This is a genomic window from Sphingobacterium sp. UBA5789 (genome assembly GCF_002418355.1).
In the GTDB taxonomy this organism is placed as follows: Bacteria; Bacteroidota; Bacteroidia; order Sphingobacteriales; family Sphingobacteriaceae; genus Sphingobacterium.
Map to the genome: position 1 here is coordinate 226,402 of NZ_DIDX01000001.1, position 21,171 is coordinate 247,572.

The following is a 21,171-nucleotide window of genomic DNA, read 5'->3' on the forward strand; positions in this document are numbered from 1 at the left end:
TTGATCAATAGGTTATAGGTTGTCCGAGTATAGGGGAAGGCGTGTTACCCTGTGAAAAGCGGTGTAGCTAGGGGAGCTGATCTCCAGTTCATAAATGACTTCCTTGGTTTTGCCATCGATTTCGATGATATGGCCCCCGTAGCCTTTGTTGGTTACCGTTCCCATGCCGGGACAGAATAATATATTTCCGGTTTGGGGTAGGTATTGTACTCCTGAAAGAGCCTGTGAAAAGGTTCTTCTTCCTCTGTTTTGTCCATATGCCCACACTTGTTGTACAGTTTTTTTGCCTTCATCGACCGCATATTCTACTACACGGCTGTAGCTTTGGTCCGAGCTTAGGTCATTGGGTTTAAAATGGCGATTGTAGCCATTATCAAAAACAAGGATATTGCCGTTTGGCATTACTACAGGGGTATGTGGCCCCCATGGCCAGTCAAAATCAGGATGAGCGACTTCTCCGGAGATGATCCTGAAATCTGTAATCGGCTGTCCCTGCTTATCAACAGGCTGTAAGAGATAAGACTGATAGTTTGCTCCCCATCCTTTGTGTGGTGAAATAATCCATTTCAGTTTATGGGATGGATTAAAGCTGGTAATCCCCTGATAACGTAAGGTCGCAAGAAGATCATTACCCCGCTCCGTAATAGAGTTGTTATGTGCCCAGTTGGAGGGAGTCTGTGCGAATTGCTGAGGAGTATTTTCATCCCCTTTGTCATAGCGCGAACTGTCCAGCATACTGGCTAGATCCCATTCATTTACCAGGCTTCCTGAGCCTGGATTAAGTTCAATAATATGATCGTTTATTCTGGGTTTACCATTATTCAGATGCGCACTTGATTTTGTTACTGTGATCAGGAAGTTGCCGTTTTTGGCCTCTGATACTTCATGATGGAAAGTGTATCCTAATTTCTTGAGATCCCACTGCCGGACAAGTTTTCCGAACATATCCAGTTCAACAATTCGGTTTTGATACATATCTCCTGACAGAAAATTCCCGTTTTTAAGTCTCTTCAGACCAATAGAGGCACCTAAAGACTGCAGATCCGGAGACTTTTTGAGCAACAATATCCATCGGATCTCTCCATCGGCATCCAACATATAGGGACAGGAAGTGTCCAGTTCGCTCTCTCCCGGATAACTTACCAGATTCAATCCGGGTTCCATTCGGGCTCTTTGAGCAGTGATGATTTCAAAAGCGGGGAAAGAACTTATATCAAGAGGTTTTGTTTGGATCGATATAGAAGTACGGCCACGTTCAAGACCATCTTTGTCCGTGAATACAAGTTCTACTTTATTATTAAAATTGGCATACAGTCCGAATACCGGTACTTGCTGTCTTGGAGTTTGTGCCTGCAGTAAGTGTGTAATTGTACCTTGTTCTCCGGATTTGCCTTTCACGATGACTTTGATCCTGCCTGCTGCCGGTAATAGTACATCTACCATAGCAGCGAGCGGATTATATCCTGAAGGGTCTAAAACGATATCCTTTACAATGAAGTCAAGCTTATCTCCTTTTGAGGGGATAGCGATGGACTGGTGATCCGTAAATGTGATTTGTGTAGACCATAGTTCAGGACTTTCTTTGATATCTCTGACATTAGATACAGGCACACTGATCTCTCCTGTCTCAAAATGAAAAACATAATATTCAGCACCCTTTGTATATTTTTGGAGAAGAACTCCTTTATCAATCATGGCTTGAAGAGCTGCACGAAAGGGAAGGTCGGCACTTGTTGCTTCGACCTTGTCATCCTTACAACGTACGCAAAGCAAAAGGATAAGGAACAATACCAGTGTATGGAATCCCCTCCTAAAAAATTGTCCAGGCATAATGTTTTGTGATAAAAGACAGGGAACATTTTGCTGCCCCCTGTATGGTTTTATGAATTGCATTAGTAGTTCTTATCTCCAAAGCGGATGTTGCTGGATCGCAGTATTTGTATTCATCTCTCCCTGTGGTATTGGCAGATAATAATGCCTGGCCTGAAAATTCTCTGCACCTTGTTTTTTGTTGGTAACGAGGATCTGTTTCATCTGTTCGTAAGAATACCACCGTTTCAGATCAAAAAAACGGTGACCTTCGAAGAAGAATTCCAGTTCGTTCTGATGGATCATTTCATTCCATAATTCATCAGCATTAGCCCAGGTTTTTGATGCCAGTCCGGCACGGCTTCGGATACGTGTAAGATCCGCTGCAGCATCGCCAAGTTTACCCGTTTTGATACAAGCTTCAGCATGTAACAGCAGCACCTCAGCAAAGCGCATTACACGAAGGTTATTATTTTGATTTTGTTGATTGTACATGCTGTTTGCGTCGGCTTCATTTTTATAAAAGTTGGTAAACTTTTTAATTAAGAACCGGCCTTTTACAGCATTTATAGTTGGAAAATCGGGTTCTCCGCGAAGGCGTTTGGTTGCAGAAGCTTCCCATATTTTGTCAAATGACATATTCCCAAACCATGCACCATCCTGAACAGTCGACTCAAAGTCCGAATGCTTCCAGAAAAGGCTGGTATACATCCGTTTGTCAAATCGGGAGCTTGATCCTGCAGGCCGCTCTTCTGCCGTGAAGCTTTTAACAATGGAGGCTGTTGGCATCCACTTAAACCATCCTCCGGTTCCCTGCGGGCCTACAAAATTGGCAATCACAAAGCCCTGCGTACTGGTAGATTCTTCAGATCCCCAGGAACCACTGCCGAAGCTACCGTCATAGATAAGTTCAAATATGGATTCTTTGTTCAGTTCCTTATATTCTGTAAAATTGTCTTCAAAGTTTTCAACCAGATCGTAGCTATACGGAGCTTTCATAATGGTTGCCAGCTCCGTTTCCGCTTCCGGATAACGCTTCATAAAAAGATAAGCCTTTCCCAGGTAAGCAATGGCCGCGCCTTTCGTCACACGTCCTGCTTCTGCAGCCGGTCTTGTGACAGGCAGATATTCTTTTGCGGTCTTGAAATCTTCTGTAACCTGTTTCCAGACTTCTTCCTCCGGAGAAGATTTTTTCATAATCTCATCAGAACTCTCACCTGCAGGGAGCAAGCGTATCGGAACATCCCCAAAGTTGCTGGCGAGTAGAAAATAAGCATAGCCTCTCAGGAAGCTGGCTTCTGCATACAGCTCATTTATCTTATTTTCACTCATGGGAACATTCCGGATATTTTTGAGGACGACGTTTGCTCTGTTGATACAATTGTATAATCTTCCGAAATCGCTCTCTGCGGTATTTGCTGTATTGGTATAGGTCGCCGGTTCCCAGTTTAGAATTTCTTCGCCCAGGATGAACCAGACATCATCGGCCCTGTTCATGGTATGCCATCCTGTATATCCGCCAAAATATCCGTACATCTGTCCCCGTATTGGCGAATAAACAGTTGCCAAAGCAGCCTGAGCATTGGCTTCAGAAGTCCAGAATGTTTCTTCCACAGCCTGGTTTGGATTGACCAGGTCTAAAAAGTCTGATTTACAGCTGGATAGAGATAGTGTGACTATCGCAGCAAATGATATATTTTTTAATATAGTGGTTTTCATGTTTTACTTTTTAAATGTTAGAAATTCGCTTGCAGACCCATCATAATTGTTCTGGCCAATGGGAATCGTCCATGGTCTGTGCCTCTGGACATTGTGCTTGAGCCACCTCCGTTCTGATCGTCATTTTGTCCAAGGTCAGGTGTATATCCTTTGTATTTGGTCGATGTGAAAAGATTGTCTGCTGCAGCGAAGAGACGGAGATTTTTGAACTTTGCTTTGTTTACCCACTGTGTATGGAAAGTATATCCGATTTCCAGTGTTTTGAGTCTGAAGAAAGAACCGCTTTCTAACCAACGGTCACTGACTCTCCGGCTGTTTTTATTTTTATCCTCCTGTGTAAAACGTGGGACATCTGTATCTCTGTTCTGTTCTGTCCATGCATTTTCTACATTAGAACCGAAGTTGGTAAATTCATTCATGGACTCCATACGTGCGCGGGTATAGTTGTATATTTTATTTCCCGCCATACCGTCGAAAAATATGCCCAGATCAATTCCTTTAAAGGAAACGTTTCCTCTGATCCCATAGTTGAAATCCGGAAACGGACTTCCTGCATATTGCCGGTCATCATCCGTGATTTTGCCGTCTCCGTTGAAATCTACAAAACGGATATCTCCCGGTTTTGCATCCGGCTGAATAAGCTGACCATTCTGAGTGGTATGCGCCTTTACTTCTTCTTCAGATTGAAACAGTCCATTGGTCTTAATCAGATAGAAAGCCCCGATAGGATCACCGACCTTTGCCCAGGTGATTGTGCCTTCTCCCTGAGGATTATATCCCCCAAATTCCTGAGTAGAGCCAACCGTTACAGCCTTGACTTTGTTTTTTACAGTTGATGCATTTACAGCAATGTTATAGTGAACTTCACCAACGTTATTTTTATGATTTAACAGGAGTTCAAAACCTTTATTCTGGATTACTCCTGCATTCATCGTAGGGCTTCCGTTCATTCCCGCAGAACTTGGCATAGCGATGCTCAGCAACACATCATTCGTCTCCTGGACATAATAATCTGCATTTAAACCAAACTTGCCATTCAGAATGCTTACATCCAATCCCACATTACTCGTTTTGGTTTCTTCCCATGTCAGGTTTTTTGGAGAAACCCATGCAACTCCGGTGTTGCTACCCATCCACCATGTTCCTCCCTGAATGTAATTGATTCCGCTAGAACTGATATTCTGTGTCGCATAATTTCCGATTTCCTGATTGCCAAGAATCCCGTAGCTGGCCCGAAGTTTTAATTCACTGATTTTGTTTTTAGCCTGAGCAAAGAAGTTTTCATTCATGATATTCCAACCGACGGATACCGACGGGAATACGCCGTACCTGTGGCCATCTGCAAATCTGGAGGAGCCGTCTCTTCGTACAGAAGCTGTCAACATATAGCGGGAATCATAACTATACATTGCACGGGCAAACTGGGAAAGCAACGCATATTCCTGTAGCTGACCAGATGTTGTCTGTTGCGTTGTGGAGCCTGCGCCTATAGAATTTGTTCCGAATGGGATATCACTACGACCGGCACCAAATCCGCGATTCGAATTTTTCTGAGAAGAATATCCCAATAGTGCGGATATGGTATGCTTTTCAAAAGTATTGTCGTAGTGTAACGTATGTTCCAGCAACCATTGGTTTTCAAAAAATGCCGATTCATTTAGTTTAGATTGTACTGCTCCGGATCCGAAATCATAAGGAGCATTATAGGCATAGTTGCGTCCATTGTCTTTGTTATAACCGAAGTTGAGTTTATATTTCAGTCCTTTCAGCCACAGATCGACCTCTGCATAGGCATTGAATAGTATTTCTGTGCTATGTACTTCGTTATCAAACAGGCGGGAAGCGCCTACGGGATTGTCCATGTTTTTCATCCACGGAGAAATGCCTGCATATCCGCCCAGCTGGTCTGCATCATAAACAGGCATCAGAGGATTCTGACGCAGAGCATCTGTAATCGTTAATCTGTTGATATCTTTATTAGATGTTTTCAATAATAAGGTATTGCCTAATCTGAAATTGTCATTGAAAAAAGAAAAGGTGTTTTTAGACCGGATATTGAACGCATCATAACCTGAATTGATCAGAATCCCTTCTTGATTGATATATCCGGCAGATAAGCTATACGTGGCCTGTTGGGACCCGCCTGTTATACCAACATTAGCTTTGGTTACAGGAGCAGTTCTGTATACTTCATTCTGCCAATTGGTTCCCGTACCCTGATAGTCTACCGCTTCCTGAGGGAGATAGCCTGATTGTTTCATGATATTCTTCCACTGTTGCGCATCCAGCACATCCAGTTTTTTGGTAATCTGCTGTACTCCTGAATAGAAATTTACATTGATGGTAGGGGCCATCTCCTTTTTCCCGCTTTTGGTGGTAATGAGTACCACACCATTTGCGGCTCTTGAACCATAGATGGCTGCTGCGGACGCATCTTTGAGGACCTCCAGGGAAGCAATATCGGCAGGGTCTACCATATTGATATCTCCGTATACACCATCAATGACATACAATGGCGTATTTGCCCCTAAGGAACTAAGTCCACGGACATTGATACTCATGCCTGAGCCGGGCTGGCCTCCTGTATTCGATACCGTAACTCCGGCAATTCTGCCCTGCAAAGCTCCGCTGGCACTTTTTGCAACATCAGCCTGCAGATCTTTGCCTGTCACGGAAGCGACAGCACCTGTCAGGTCACGTCTTTTGACGGTTCCGTATCCGACCACAACGACTTCATCCAACTGATTGTCGTCATCTAATGTAATCTGTAGAAAAGATGCATCTGAAATTGTATGCTCAGATTTTTGCATTCCTACATATGAAAACTGGAGTATTTTACCCTGAGCGATACTGATCGTAAAATTCCCGTCAATATCTGTTTTTGTTCCTTCAGAACTACCCTTTACGGCGACTGTAGCTCCGATTACTGGTTTGTTTTCCTTGTCTCTGACTGTTCCTTTGACAGTGATAGCCTGTTGCGCCCAAGCATATAGACTACAGACTCCAAGCAGGAGTATTAAAATAATTCTTCTCATACGGTTTATAATTTTCTGGGTTGATGGTTGTATCTTCCTGAACGAGCGTTGGATTCACTGATGTCTGATGTATATCATTAGTTTATCCGGATTGTTTTTGGAATTTGTCCGGAGCTAAACTACAGGAAAACATATTCCGTAAATTGAACTCTTGCTTCAATCGGATTGAACTTTTTAATCTTTATTTGGGGCGGATATACTAAAAGAGGAGTAGGAAGATCTTCTCTGTCAAGAAAATTAGTTTTTATTTCTGGAGATTTTTATTGTACTCAAAAGATCTTAATTTATCTTAATTAGCTGTTAAATAGGTTTTTACAGGTTGTTTTATCTGTTTGCAGTTGTACAATTAACTCAATTTTATTGAACTATTCACTCTTAAGGGAAGAGCAGGGAAAGGAATGGAAAAATATAGTGAACGTCTGACACCATTTAAATAATCAACTGTTGATTTTTACTGTTGTCTCTAAACTCGGCAGGTGTAATTCCTTTTGCTTTTTTAAAGACCCTGTAGAAATACGAAATACTGTTAAAACCACAAAGGCTGACCACCTCGGATATAGGGGTCGCATCTTTAAGTTTTCGCATAGCCATATTTATTCTGAAATCCAGCAGGTAATCTGTAAAATTCATTGCTGTATTGCATTTGATAAAACGTGCAAAAGTGGATCTGCTCATGTTTAATGCATCTGCAGCCTCAGGAAGCCGGATTACTTCTGCAATATTAGTAGATACATAGTTTTGAAGTTTGTGTAGTAAAATCTCATTCTTTGTCATTTCTATGGTAGTTTCACTGGAGAGTTCCCGAAGGTCGTCTCCTTTTGACAATTCATAGAGAAGAATAAACAACTTCATAACGGCATAAAATCCATCCTTTTCCATTGTTATGATCCGCAGTAACGGGAGTACTTTTTCTATGGTGGCGGCACCAAAATGAACTCCTTTTGACGCACGGGAAAACAACTGCTGAATGCTCTGAAATTGTTTTTTATCCAGACATTGTTCGATTAATGAGGGATGAAACTGGATGGTAATTTCATGGATATTGGTGGATGTACAATCTCCGTCTTTCCAGGCATGTTTGAGTTCCGGATTGGCAATTAATACCAGATCTTTCTCTCCGATATTCTCTACAGAGTCTCCAATAATACGCAACGCTCCGGATGCTCCTTCCACATAATTGATCTCATATTCAGGGTGGATATGTACTGGAAATGTGAACGAGGATTTTCTGCGGTCAAATACGACAAAACAATCTTGCTCAGACAATGGCGATTTTTCTCTATAAATATCGGAAAGCATAACCTCAGTATTATTTGGTTGATCAATTCCAAATCTAATGATTTTGGTTTTTGTTTTGATTGTTTTTTTACTGATCAGGATTTAGGAAGGATACGGGCATATGCTCAACTTATCAACGTTTGAAATAATTTTGAACACCTTGCATGTACATGTTCTTTAATTTTAAATGGATAAGCTTTGTTTTTGCCACATCGATCGGTATATGCTATCTTTTGTGAGGAGTTGATGGTGGCTTCCTTCTTCCATTAATTTGCCCTCTTTGAGCACCATTATGCTGTCTGCATGGGCAACCGTACTGAGGCGGTGTGCGATAACAATCATCGTCTTACCCTGCGCTTTGAACTGTGCCAGCGTTTGTTGAATCAGAAGTTCCGACTCGGTGTCCAGCGAGGATGTGGCTTCATCCAAAATAAGGATTTCCGGATCTTTATAGAGGGCCCTTGCTATAGCGATTCGTTGTTTTTGGCCACCGGATAATACGGTCCCGTTTTCACCCAGATGCGTTTCAAAGCCCTCAGGTAATTTTTCAATAAAAGGCCGGATACCTAATGCTGTCGTAATCTCAAGAATACGACTAAAGTCAGGAGAGTCTTCTCCAAGAGCAATATTTTCAATAACATTTCCCGAAAAGAGGTCTACCTGCTGTGGAACGACGGAAATAAGGTTTCGAAGGGAGTGCTTACTGATGTTTCTGATGTTGGTGGAGCCAATGGATATTTTTCCGCTATTGGTCGGATAGATATGCTGGATCAGTGCTGCCAGCGTTGTTTTGCCGGAACCGCTCTCTCCAACAACAGCTGTTGTCTGTCCCTTTTTGAATGTGCAGGAAAAATCCTTGAAAACACGGGCACGTGATCCATAGCTAAAAGATACATCTTCCAGTTTAATATCTCCTGTCGAATCCCGGGACAAATCAGTTTTCCCTGTTAATTCTTCCCGCTCCAGATCCATGATTTCGAATAATCTGTCTGCTGCAATGAGGGCGTTTTGTATAGCTTTGTTTGTGCCGATAAGTTGCGATACGGGACCGGTAAAGTAGCCAATCAATGCATAGAACGATAATAATTCTCCGGCCGTGATGGAGCGGTCTATTACATATCCAGCTCCTGCCCATAAGAGTATAATGGTAAATAATTTCGACAAAAAATCTGAAGCATTTGTAGAAAACAGGGTATTCATTACTGAAGTATAGATGGTGCCGAGCAACTTACTGAAACTGTTGTCGGTTTTCTTATTGGCATAATTCTCTACTCCGAACTGTTTGATGGTGCTGATAGCATGTAAGGATTCAACCAGATGGGATTCCAGATCGGCTGCTTCTTCCATCATTCTTCGCTCCACCATCTTATTTAGTTTATTGGAAACCCAGTAGATAAAGATATACAGAGGAATAACCAACATGACAATAAGGGCCAGCTTCCAGTAATAAATAAACATCAGTGTAAACGAAAAGACGATAATAAATACGTTCACAATGATCTGAATGGATACATCGTTGATAAAGGTTCTTATTTTGACAGCATCATTCACCCGTGAAATAATTTCACCGACTTTCATGGTATCAAAAAAACGCTGAGGCAACTGCAGTAAATGTTTATAATATCCCAGAATCAGATACCGATCTATGCGTTGTCCGGTCTTTAGTACCATAATGCTTTTCATCGAGCCTATAAAAAGTTGAAATACCAGAATTACAATCATGATTACGGAGAGCAGATTGAGTAAACGGAGGTTTCCGTCAACAAGCACCTCATCCGTTATTTTCTGTATATAAATGGACATGGAAAGACCAAGTATAGTATATAACAGTGCGCCCAGCAGCGCCGGTATGATCATGGTCTTATGTGGTTTGATCAGATTCCAGAATCGGGTATAATTACTGATCTTCTCCTTCTTTTGCCGGAAAAACTCATTAGGTTCCATCAGGATAAGAACTCCTGTCCATAGTTCTGTAAATTCCTGAATGCTGAATTGCTCCATTTTTCCATGAGCAGGATTCATGACAGAGACCTTGTCTTTACTCACTTCATAAATGACAACATAATGATGCAGTTTGTTTTTTAGAATAAGATGCGCAATAGCAGGAAGGGGTATCCTGGAAAGAGACTGCACTGTTGCTTTAACCCCTTTGGCGTGGAAACCCATGGTCTGTAGTCCCTGTATCATGCCCAGAACATTGGTACCCTGACTATCGGTGTAACAGATCTGCCTGATCCTGGCTAAAGGAAGTTCCAATCCAAAATGAGCCCCTGCAGATGCCAGACATGCTGCTCCGCAGTCTTTGATATCGTGTTGTTTTACAAGGCAGTTTTTTTTCATGGGTGATTCTATAGCAGATATGGGATAATGGGTCTAAGCTTTATGTGCGGACTGTGTCAGATAATTGCAGAAGAAATAAGCAGGACTGTATCATACCTCTTCATTTTTTCGTTGTACTGCTGAATCCGTATATCAGCAATTAACTCCTTATCTACCGGAGAGTGTATAGTGGAATCTTTATTTGCAGGGAGAGGGATTTCTTCTGCAGATACTGATGCCGGAATGTAGAGAAACGGTATCATAAATATGAAAAGTAAAAATATAATCACAGCAGGTATTTAATGTTCTTTTTGGGAAAAATCACAAGTGTCAGGTTTGTAGGTCAATATACGAAAAGAAAATTTTTGTTCAATTGACCGTGATTATATTATAAAAAAAACAATACATTCGTTTACACATTCTACATATGCCGGCAATATTTGATATATTACCTACTCCTGCAGAGTCACCATGGTCATATACTTTGGTACCTGTTATTATTATCTGCAGCATTATCGGATTTTACTATAAACCGTTTTTTTATAAACTGCTCCTGCACCCGTATGAAATATGCCGGGGCAAAAGGTGGCATACCTTATTTACCTCGGCATTGATTCACAGAAGCTGGATACATCTTCTGGTCAATGTGGTACTGATTTATGTGCTTTTATACGATCTGTTTGGATTGATAAAGCAAGAATATGGGACGACAGCAGCATATTTACTTTCTGTTTTGATAATTATATGCTTAGTTATCATCCCAAATCTTTTTCAAACCTATATCAAAAAAGATGACTTTACATATACAGCTGTTGGTGCTTCCGGATTAACGTTTGGCTTATATGGATTCAGCTTTTTATACTATCCTCTTCAAAAAATGAGTAGTTTCTGGATAGAAGCAATAAAAGTAAGCGCACAATTTTGGTTAGCGGTACTTATTGTGATTCTATTGCTGAGCTTCGTTCCTAAAAGTAAAGTTAATAAGGGGCTGCATATTTTTGCTTTTTTGTTAGGATCAGTTTTGGCATTTTGTGTCAGACCACCGGCTTTTATTGAATTTATAAATTCATTTAAATCAATTTTTCAATAGATATTCCTATTGGAAAAGCCATTTGGAAATGATATCCCACAGATCTTCCTGTTTAGGATCATTTCTGGATCCGCCATTGATATTGATTTGCTCCTCTAGTGTTAATTCTTTTAATTCAACCGGAGTTTCTGTTGTTTTTTTTTCTAAATTGTTCATAGCATTTTGGGTTATTTAATATTTAAACCAAAGCTAGATCTAGATGAGAGGAGCTACCACAACCCAGAGTTGTATGTTATAACTTAGCGTTGTAATTGAAGTTTTTCTTATAACCGTAGGTTATAATTTTTTATATTATTATATTTATAGCAGAATTAATTGGTAACGGATATGGAAATTGGAGAATACATTCGTATCAAGAGAGAAAACTTAAAAGTATCTCAGGAAGCTGTGGCATTTAAATTAGATATGTCCCAGGCAGCTTATTCTAAAATTGAAAGAGGGGAAACAAAAGTAAAAGTTGATCAGGTCTATAAAATAGCCCACCTTTTCGGTATTAGTGTATATGAGCTGTTGCCACCATCTCTGGCAAGTGATGTTACAAAAGAGAACACATTTGGATTGATATGGTATGCAATCAAGTGGTCTTTTTACAAAATCAAAGGACTGGTAAAAGGTTGATTTTCTTTAGTTAAATTTCATTTTCAAATAATCAGATATATTCATACACAGAAGTCATTCTGTGGTATAGAATATATCGCTATTCCTGTCTTAATTTCATCCATACTGTTTATGATCACTGCATATGCACTGATTATTTTTAGTAATTTCGTATAATGGCTAAAAGTAAATCAGCATATTTCTGTCAAAACTGCGGATATGAATCCCCTAAATGGTTAGGTCAATGTCCCTCATGTAAACAATGGAATTCATTTGTAGAGGAAGTCGTCGAGAAAGGTAACTCCAAGGTTCCTGAATGGCGAAGTACAACCAGTGCTTCAGTATCTAAGAGAGCGAATAAGGCCGCAATCATACACGAAATTATTTATCAGGATGAGTCGCGCATTCTGACTCCTGATCAGGAATTCAACAGGGTTCTTGGGGGCGGAATTGTACCCGGATCATTAGTCCTGATAGGAGGAGAGCCCGGTATAGGTAAATCTACACTGATGTTGCAGCTTGCACTCTCTATTCCTCAGGTCAAAACGCTTTACATTTCAGGAGAAGAGAGTGAGCAGCAGATCAAAATGCGGGCAGAACGCCTTTCGCAATCTTCCAGAGCGGATTGTTATATTCTTACGGAGACATCCACACAAAATATATTCAAACAGATAGAAGCTGTACAACCCAATGTTATTGTAATAGATTCTATTCAAACGCTACATTCTTCTCAGATTGAATCTGCTCCGGGATCTGTATCTCAGGTCAGAGAGTGTACAGCTGAGCTTCTGCGGTTTGCAAAGGAGACCAGTACGCCGGTATTTATTGTCGGTCATATCACTAAAGACGGCTCTATTGCCGGGCCAAAGGTATTAGAGCATATGGTCGATACCGTTCTGCAGTTTGAAGGAGACCGTCATCACGTATACCGCATTCTCCGGGCAGTAAAAAACAGATTTGGTTCTGCTTCCGAACTTGGTATCTATGAAATGCAGGGAGCTGGTCTGAGAGAAGTTTCCAATCCGTCCGAGATTATGATTTCTCAGCGGGATGCGCCCGTGAGTGGCGTTTCAATTGCTGCGATGCTTGAAGGGATGCGTCCTATGATGATAGAAGTACAGGCATTGGTCAGCAATTCAGCATTTGGTAATGCACAACGATCCTCTACAGGTTACGATACCAAGCGATTAAATATGTTGCTGGCTGTTCTTGAAAAGCGGTTTGGCTTTCGCCTGAGTGCACAGGATGTCTTCCTGAATATTGCAGGTGGTTTACGTGTAGAAGACCCCGCTATTGACCTGGCTGTGATTATTGCTATTATTTCTTCTCAACAGGATATGCCGATAAAAACAACCTTTGCATTCGCAGGTGAAGTAGGATTGTCCGGAGAGATACGGGCCGTAAACCGAATAGAACAACGTATTGCTGAAGCAGAAAAACTGGGTTTTGAAGGTATTTTTATATCCAAGTTCAATATAAAAGGTCTTGACCCTAAAAAGTATAATATCGCCATCCGTCCTATGGCAACATTGGAGGATATATTCAGAGCATTATTTGGTTAGTTGAAGGAGCTCATAACAGTTGTGGTCTTTTCTTGCTCGCCTGTATAATCTGCCGGTAAAACAGAATAGCCCCTGATTTAATTCAGGGGCTATTCTGTTTTCGTCCATTTACTACTTAAGGACCTCTGCCAGTTTTTTGTCGAGCGCTTCTTTATGCAGATTCCGGGCTATTATTTTGCCGTTAGGATCGATAAGGACATTCTGTGGAATGGCTTTTACACCATATAATGTTCCTACATCATTCTGCCAGCGCTTCAGATCTGATACATGTCTCCAGTGTCTTTTATCAGCATGTATAGCTTTGGTCCAGGCAGCTTTATCTTTATCAAAGGAGATGCCCAGTATTTCGAACTTATCGCCTTTGAATTTTTCATAAGTAACAACCAGATCAGGGCTTTCTACACGGCAGTCCGGACACCAGGACGCCCAAAAATCTAATAGGACATATTTCCCTCTGAAATCTTTTAGTTTAACAGGATTTCCGGTTGTGTCATTTTGAGTAAATTCAGGAGCTTGTTTTCCTACTGCAACGGTAGATAATACCCGTAAATAGTCCTGAAATTCTTTTCCTTCTTTAGACTTTTTAACGCTTTTATTCAGACCGTTATAAAGTTCCTGCATCTCTTTATAATCCGGGTCATAGCCACCTACTCTCCGGAGGGAGATCAGACTGGAAACTGAATCCGGATGGGCTTTGACCAGCTCTATATATTCTTGCTTGGTAAGCTCCTTCTTTTGTGATCCTTGCTGCCCGAAAGCAAATACCGGAATAGCAAAAAGAAGGTATAGGCATATCTTTTTCATATGTATATTTATTTTCTACAAATATAAAGTAATCTATTAAACTAGTCGAGTAATATTATTGTCATATAACTGTTTTTAGGATTGTGCAGATGTTTATTTCTATTCTTAACAAACTTTAACAGAATATTAAAATCCACACAATTATATTTGCTTTTTAACCTAATAGTCAATAGATTTTGTCGATCAATACTTTACTGATGAAGAATATCCTCTCCTTTTTATGTGTAATGCTCTTATCCTGCACATTATCAGCTCAGATTAAAGGTGTAGTAACGGATCAGTCCGGAAAGCCCCTTCCTTCGGTATCTGTTTTTCTGCAGAACAGTACCTCCGGAACATCTACCAATATGATGGGACAGTACGAGTTGAAAATTTCCAAAGAAGAGAAAAGCCGTACTCTTATCTTTCAAAACCTGGGTTATAAGACACAGATCGTGACAGCACAAATAAAAGAACAGCCTCATATTATCAATATACGTCTGGAACCTGAAGAACGGCAGATCGAGGAAGTCGTGGTGACGATGAAAGGGGAAGATCCTGCTGTACGAATTATCCGGCAGGCGATTGCATCACGACAGGTTAATGCAGAAAAAAATGATAAATATACAGCAGACTTTTATTCAAAAGGACTGCTGAGAGTAAAGAAGTTACCAAAAAAGATACTTGGACAAAAGATTGACGATGACGAGCTGGCATTAGACACAGCCCGTACAGGGGTTATATATCTTTCTGAAACGGTATCTGAGATCCGTTTTCAGAAACCAGACAAGATAAATGAACACATTGTCGCATCAAAAGTGAGCGGAGATGATAAAGGATTTAGCTTCAATACCGCTCAGGGAACGAATTTTGATTTCTATGCTAACCATGTAACACTGGGATCAAGTATTGTATCTCCTTTGGCTAATGCTGCATTCTCCTATTATAAATTTAAAAGAGAAAATGTCATTGATGTAGAACCCAGCATGCGTGTTCACAAGATAAGAGTGATACCTGTGCGCGAATCCGAGCCGGTAGTGAAAGGCTATATTTATATTGTAGACGGGAGCTGGGAGATATACGGGGTCGATTTTATTATTAAAGGTTCACAGATGAATCAACCAATTATTGATACACTGCATTTGATACAGCAATATGCTTATAATGCACAGGATCAGAAATGGTCCAAGATGTTGCAAACTATAGAGTTTCAGATCAGTGTATTAGGTATTGCGTTTGATGGCCGGTATATACACAATTTTTCGAATTACAATTATGTGAATGCATTTGAGAAGAAGACTTTTACGAATGTTATTGCCAGGATAGATCCGTTGGCAAATAAAAAAGGAACTGATTACTGGGAAAGGAACAGACCTGTGCCACTAACGGCAGAAGAATCTGCTGATTATAGCAAGAAAGATAGTATTCAGCAGGTAAGAAATTCGCCGCGATATATCGATTCTGTGGATAGAAAGAATAATCAATTTAGACCCTTGGATGTGTTAATCGGTTATACGTATCGGAACACACCCGATCATTTTGTACTCCGGTACAGAGGTTTATCAAACCTGCTGTCTACGAGTTTCAATACCGTGCAGGGCTGGAATTTTAATGCGGGATTTTCGGCGGCAAAAGGCGAGTCCGAAAAAGGTAAATACAGCCGGGGAGAGGTATCTTTCAATTATGGACTTGCTGATGAGCAGTTGCGCGTGAAAGGAAAACTTTTACATCGGTTTAATACACAGACTTACGACATACTTACATTTGAAGGTGGCCGTTCTGTAGAACAGTTTAATCCGGCCGAACCTATAGATCCGTTTTTGAATATGGCCTATTCCTTGTTTTCACGGAAAAATTATATGAAAATATATCAAAAGGATTTTGCTAAAATTTCCTATTCCCGAAACCTGATAGATCAGATCGCAGCTTCGCTATCTCTTGAATATGCCGACAGGAGAGCCTTGTTTAACAATACGGATTACTCTTTTGCCGGTAGAGAACATGAATATACTTCTAACAACCCATTATTGCCGGAGGATAATACGGTTCCTGTATTTGATCCTCATCATTTATTTAAATACAATATTACAGCACGTATAAGACCAGGGGTTAAGATTATTGAGCGTCCGGATGAACGTCTTTCGATTCCGGACCCGACTTTTCCGACCCTTTTACTTGGTTGGGAGCAGGCTTTCGGGGCTTCAGAGCAGAAGTATGAATATCAGCTTATAAAGGGAAGACTGACTCAGGATTTTGATTTTAACAATAAGGGCCTTTTCGGCATCGCACTGAATGCCGGTAAGTTCTTTAATGCTTCGGGTATCGGATTTGCAGATTTCAGACATTTCAATGGTAATGAGACAAATGTAGAACGGGCTTCCCGATACCTTAATAATTTTCTGATGTTACCTTATTACACGCGTAGTACCAATGATGCCTATTTTGAAATGCATGCAGAACATAATTTTAAGGGGTATGTCATGAACAAAGTTCCTTTATTAAACTTGCTGAAATGGAATCTCGTTTTAGGGTATCATCATCTGGCTGTTCCGAAATTTAAGCCATATCACGAGTTTACGGCAGGATTTGACAATGTTGGATTTGGAAAATACAGGATATTTAGGGTAGATTATGTACGAAATCTGCAAGGAGCATCTGCTGAAAATGGATTTATGATCAGTATCAAATTGTTGAATGTGCTGAAATAGAAAACCATCTTTCTTTTGATCAGATAATTCTGGAATAATCTACTATATTAGTGGATATTTATCAGTCTTTTCATATGTCCATCCATATATCATCTAAACTTCCGAATGTAGGAACGACCATTTTTACCCGAATGTCAGCTTTAGCGCAGCAATATGGTGCATTGAATCTTTCGCAGGGATTTCCGGATTATGATCCGGATCCTCAACTGTTGGCTCTTGTAGAGCAGTCCATGCGGGATGGCCACCATCAATATGCTATGATGGCCGGAGTTCCGTTGTTAAGAGAGCGAATTGCGTCGAAAGTTGAACAGCTCTATCGTGTTACGGTTGATTCTGCAGAAGAAATTACGGTAACAGCAGGAGGTACTCAGGCCATATTCACGGCTATAGCCTCCACAATAAGTCCGGGTGATGAAGTGATCATTTTCGAACCGGCATACGACTGTTACAGGCCTGCAATAGAACTCTTCGGCGGTAAAGCATGTGCTGTCCGGTTGCTTGCCCCGGATTTTGAGATAGACTGGGAATATGTGAAAGAACAGATTACGGATAAGACCAAAATGATCATTATCAATAATCCTAATAATCCAACAGGCAGAGTACTTCAAACAGCAGACTTTACGGCACTTTGTCATATTGTCCGGGGAACTGGTATTCTTATTATCAGCGATGAGGTTTATGAGCATATAGTATATGATGGAGGGGCGATTCATTCCCTTCTGGAATATGAGGAATTGAGAAACAGAAGTTTTATAATTGCTTCTTTTGGCAAATTGTTGCATACCACGGGATGGAAAGTCGGATATTGCATTGCTCCCGCGGGATTAACTAAGGAATTTCGTAAAGTTCATCAGTTTAATGTATTCAGTGTCAATACACCGATGCAGTATGCTATTGCAAAATATCTGGAGGATCCGCAAACGTATTTGTCTTTACCTTCCTTCTTTCAGGAAAAAAGAGATTTTTTAGCTGAAGGCCTGAAAGACACGGGATTTGAGGTTATTCCTTCACAGGGTACTTATTTTTTAAATGTTTGTTACAGCAGAATATCCACACTTCCGGAAGAAGAATTTGCTGTCCGTTTGACAAAAGATAACGGAATCGCTATGATTCCTGTTTCTGCTTTCTATTCTACACCAGTCAATCAGCAACTCCTTCGTATCTGCTTTGCCAAGAAAGCGGAGACATTATCTAAAGCCCTTGATTTACTGAGGAATATTCGCTAATTTTTAATTTAAATATGTTGCTCAAACGATTGTTTAAGGGCAAAAAACGATATAACCGACAAAATCTTGCAAAAAAGCGCAAACATGCTGTGGTTAAACCGTAGAAATTATTAAATTTGCTATTCACCTTATCTAATACTCTATATCTAAAATGGCTAGATTAAATTTGTTGGAAGAGACACGCTTCGAAAAAGTTCCAGTAAGTGTGTACCCTGACCAGGATACGGCATCAAAGGTTGTTGCCAAACGTATCGCTGATATTATCCGGGCTAAGCAAGAGAATGGCGGACAGGCTGTTCTTGGATTGGCAACAGGTGCTACTCCTGTAAAAGTGTACGCGGAATTGATCCGGCTGCACAAGGAGGAGGGATTGAGTTTCAAAAATGTAGTGACGTTTAACTTGGACGAATACTACCCGATGCAACCAGATGCTGCGCAGAGCTATGTGACATTTATGAATAATAAATTATTTGATCATGTAGACATCGATAAAGCAAATATCAACATACCTGACGGTACACTGGATGCAAAAGATGTACAGGCATTCTGTGCGGCTTACGAACAAAAAATTACAGATTGCGGAGGTCTTGATATTCAGATTCTGGGTATTGGACGTACGGGTCACATTGGTTTCAATGAGCCGGGTTCAGCTCCGAATTCAGGAACACGTCTGGTTACATTAGATGATCTTACACGTCGTGATGCATCCAGAGATTTTGGTGGTAAAGATAATGTACCTCGCAAAGCAATCACAATGGGTGTCGGTACGATCTTCAAGGCCAGAGAAATTATTCTGATGGCATGGAGCGGAAATAAGGCCGAAATCATTAAAAAAGCTGTTGAAGGTGAAATTTCTTCAGAAATTCCGGCTACTTACCTGCAATTATCAGATAATGTAGAGTTTATTCTGGATACAGATGCGGCATCTTTATTGACTCGTTTTGACAGACCCTGGTTGGCAGAAGATGTAGAGTGGACACCTGAACTGACAAAGAAGGCAGTTGTTTGGTTGGCTTTAGAAGTGAAAAAGCCAATCTTAAAACTTCAGGAAGAAGATTATAACAGTCACGGAATGGCTAAGCTTGTAACCGAAGAAGGCCCTGCTTATACCATCAATATCCGTATTTTTAATGAATTGCAGCACACCATTACCGGCTGGCCGGGAGGTAAACCAAATGTAGATGATTCTCAACGCCCGGAACGTGCTAATCCGGCAAAGAAAACATCTATCGTATTTTCTCCACACCCTGATGATGATGTGATCTCTATGGGAGGAACATTTATCCGTCTTGCAGATCAGGGACATGATGTACATGTCGCTTATCAGACCAGTGGTAATACAGCTGTATGGGATGATGATGTGGTGAGATACCTGGAATTTGCAGAAGATTTTGCAAATGAAATGGGTATTGATGCAAGTAAAATCAAAGCTTTATATGATGAAAGCCGTGATATCTTCGCCAGTAAAAAACCAAATCAGATCGATACAGACATTGTTCGTAAGATAAAAGCATTAATCCGTAAGGGTGAGGCAATCGCAGGAGCACGATTTGTTGGTCTTCCGGCATCAAATATTCATTTTCAGGATCTTCCGTTTTACGACAGACAGAAATTTTCTAAAAATGTATCTTTTGAAGATGATATCGTTCAGACGATGGAACTGTTGCGTAAAGTAAAACCTCATCAGATTTTTGCTGCAGGTGACTTTGCCGATCCGCATGGAACACACCGGATTTGTTTTGACATTATTCTGGAAGCCGTAAAAAGATTACGTCAGACAGATGAGTGGACAAAAGATTGTTGGTTGTGGTTGTACCGTGGAGCATGGCACGAATTTCCGATCCATGAGATCGAAATGGCTGTTCCGTTGTCTCCGCAAGAGGTGTACCGCAAGCGCTTGGCTATATTCAAACACCAGTCGCAGAAAGATCTTCCTGTTTTCCCGGGCGACGATCCGCGTGAATTCTGGGTGCGTGCAGAAGACCGTACAAGTGAAACCGCTTCACTTTATGACCAGTTAGGTCTGGCAGATTACGAAGCGATTGAAGCTTTTGTAAGATGGAAATTCGATTAATCAATCTATAAGTATAATAAGTAACGGCTCTCTTTAAACAAAGGGAGCCGTTTTCATTATAAAAGGCCAAGTTCTGTTATCGCAACTATTTCATTATAAAAAAGAATAAACAAATAGCGGATTGTATTCGGGACGTAACCGAAGAATTTTTTGAAGGCATTTGTAAAATGACTGGCATGTTTATAACCCAGTTGGTGGCTGATAAAGCTGATCGTAAGTTCCCGCTCTTTCAACAGGTGCTGAGCCTTTTGCATCTTACATTCGGAAATAAAACTAAAAATGGTCTGTCCGTAGTACTGTTTGAAATGCTGCTTTAGGTATTGAACATTCGTGCCTACCTCTCTCGCCAGATGTTGAATAGTAAAATTCTTATTCAGGTTAGTTTCAATAATATATTTTACTTTTTTGATCTTTTCAATATCAGCCTCCCTCAATTCAGCCGGTATAGAAGATACTGTTCGCTGTATACCATCCATCAATAAGGATAAAATATAAAGGGATTTGGATTTATAGAAAGCAGGTAAAAGAGTATGAGTTGCTTTCACGCGCATAAGATCAACAGCTTTAATATAAGTTCTGGAAGCAACTTCACTTTCCATTTTTTCAACTTTGCGGATTCCGGCATCTATCTGAAGAATACTTTGGTCAGACATATCCATATGCTTCAGGTAGGAAGGTTTGTAGAGTAAAGTAAGACATTGTGCCTCAGGATGTCTGGAGCTTACTTTTATATTCGTTTTATCAAGTCGTATGATGGTGCTTTCTTTCTCTTTCAGGATGAGTTTATGATTTCCGGCTGATAATGAACATCCTTCTTTCATGGCTATTAGTACAAGATAACCTTCGTGATCAGGAATAAACTCGTATGCAGTATACGGATTGATCAACCGGATACCATAATCCTGATGATCATAATGAAGTGTACGTGTTTTCGTATTAAGCAATTTCATCTTTACAGAAATTTCCGATGT

Annotated in this window: 15 protein-coding genes; 6 read left to right on the forward strand and 9 right to left on the reverse strand. The window is 40.6% G+C overall.

The annotated features are described in order from the left end of the window. Positions 1–12: 12 nt before the first annotated feature. From B4B65_RS00975 to B4B65_RS01000, 6 genes are all read right to left on the reverse strand, one after another. Entirely contained in the window at positions 13–1,830 is a 1,818-nt protein-coding gene (locus B4B65_RS00975) for an aryl-sulfate sulfotransferase (protein WP_293912560.1), read from the reverse strand. Positions 1,831–1,902: 72 nt separating this feature from the next. Beyond that, complete coding sequence (locus B4B65_RS00980; RefSeq protein WP_293912562.1) at positions 1,903–3,528, reverse strand: RagB/SusD family nutrient uptake outer membrane protein; 1,626 nt, start codon at positions 3,526–3,528, stop codon at positions 1,903–1,905. Between the two features lie 17 nt (positions 3,529–3,545). After that, a complete protein-coding gene (locus tag B4B65_RS00985) occupies positions 3,546–6,563 on the reverse strand; it encodes a SusC/RagA family TonB-linked outer membrane protein (RefSeq protein ID WP_293912564.1) in 3,018 nt (1,005 codons plus the stop codon). 429 nt (positions 6,564–6,992) lie between these two features. Then, positions 6,993–7,862 (reverse strand): AraC family transcriptional regulator, encoded by an 870-nt coding sequence (locus tag B4B65_RS00990; RefSeq protein ID WP_201681129.1) that lies wholly within the window; start codon positions 7,860–7,862, stop codon positions 6,993–6,995. Positions 7,863–8,024: 162 nt separating this feature from the next. Beyond that, positions 8,025–10,181, reverse strand: coding sequence for a peptidase domain-containing ABC transporter (locus B4B65_RS00995; RefSeq protein ID WP_293912567.1), 2,157 nt, complete (start codon positions 10,179–10,181; stop codon positions 8,025–8,027). Between the two features lie 56 nt (positions 10,182–10,237). Continuing rightward, positions 10,238–10,423: a hypothetical protein gene (locus tag B4B65_RS01000; protein WP_293912569.1), complete on the reverse strand. Its 186-nt coding sequence runs from the start codon at positions 10,421–10,423 to the stop codon at positions 10,238–10,240. 164 nt (positions 10,424–10,587) lie between these two features. Here B4B65_RS01000 and B4B65_RS01005 point away from each other — a divergent pair, with 164 nt between their 5' ends. Further along, a complete protein-coding gene (locus B4B65_RS01005) occupies positions 10,588–11,250 on the forward strand; it encodes a rhomboid family intramembrane serine protease (protein ID WP_293912572.1) in 663 nt (220 codons plus the stop codon). Positions 11,251–11,256: 6 nt separating this feature from the next. Here the strand turns inward: B4B65_RS01005 and B4B65_RS01010 are convergent, their stop codons facing one another. Continuing rightward, positions 11,257–11,406, reverse strand: coding sequence for a molybdenum ABC transporter substrate-binding protein (locus B4B65_RS01010; RefSeq protein WP_201681133.1), 150 nt, complete (start codon positions 11,404–11,406; stop codon positions 11,257–11,259). Between the two features lie 171 nt (positions 11,407–11,577). Between B4B65_RS01010 and B4B65_RS01015 the strand changes: the two genes are divergently transcribed. Both B4B65_RS01015 and radA read left to right on the forward strand, forming a co-directional pair. Continuing rightward, complete coding sequence (locus B4B65_RS01015; protein ID WP_002998253.1) at positions 11,578–11,868, forward strand: helix-turn-helix domain-containing protein; 291 nt, start codon at positions 11,578–11,580, stop codon at positions 11,866–11,868. 155 nt (positions 11,869–12,023) lie between these two features. Next, positions 12,024–13,409 (forward strand): DNA repair protein RadA, encoded by a 1,386-nt coding sequence (gene radA, locus B4B65_RS01020; protein WP_293912577.1) that lies wholly within the window; start codon positions 12,024–12,026, stop codon positions 13,407–13,409. A 111-nt stretch (positions 13,410–13,520) separates the two neighbouring features. Here radA and B4B65_RS01025 read toward each other — a convergent pair whose 3' ends face one another. Continuing rightward, entirely contained in the window at positions 13,521–14,213 is a 693-nt protein-coding gene (locus B4B65_RS01025; protein WP_293912579.1) for a TlpA family protein disulfide reductase, read from the reverse strand. A 197-nt stretch (positions 14,214–14,410) separates the two neighbouring features. On the opposite strand from B4B65_RS01025, the gene B4B65_RS01030 reads away from it, so the two are divergent. The 3 genes from B4B65_RS01030 (at position 14,411) to nagB (ending at position 20,200) form a co-directional block, all read left to right on the forward strand. After that, positions 14,411–16,900: a DUF5686 and carboxypeptidase regulatory-like domain-containing protein gene (locus tag B4B65_RS01030; protein ID WP_293912582.1), complete on the forward strand. Its 2,490-nt coding sequence runs from the start codon at positions 14,411–14,413 to the stop codon at positions 16,898–16,900. Positions 16,901–16,974: 74 nt separating this feature from the next. Continuing rightward, complete coding sequence (locus B4B65_RS01035; protein WP_293912584.1) at positions 16,975–18,126, forward strand: methionine aminotransferase; 1,152 nt, start codon at positions 16,975–16,977, stop codon at positions 18,124–18,126. A gap of 151 nt (positions 18,127–18,277) precedes the next feature. Beyond that, entirely contained in the window at positions 18,278–20,200 is a 1,923-nt protein-coding gene (nagB, locus tag B4B65_RS01040) for a glucosamine-6-phosphate deaminase (protein ID WP_293912587.1), read from the forward strand. Positions 20,201–20,256: 56 nt separating this feature from the next. Here the strand turns inward: nagB and B4B65_RS01045 are convergent, their stop codons facing one another. Then, a complete protein-coding gene (locus tag B4B65_RS01045; protein WP_293912589.1) occupies positions 20,257–21,150 on the reverse strand; it encodes a helix-turn-helix domain-containing protein in 894 nt (297 codons plus the stop codon). Positions 21,151–21,171: the final 21 nt, after the last annotated feature.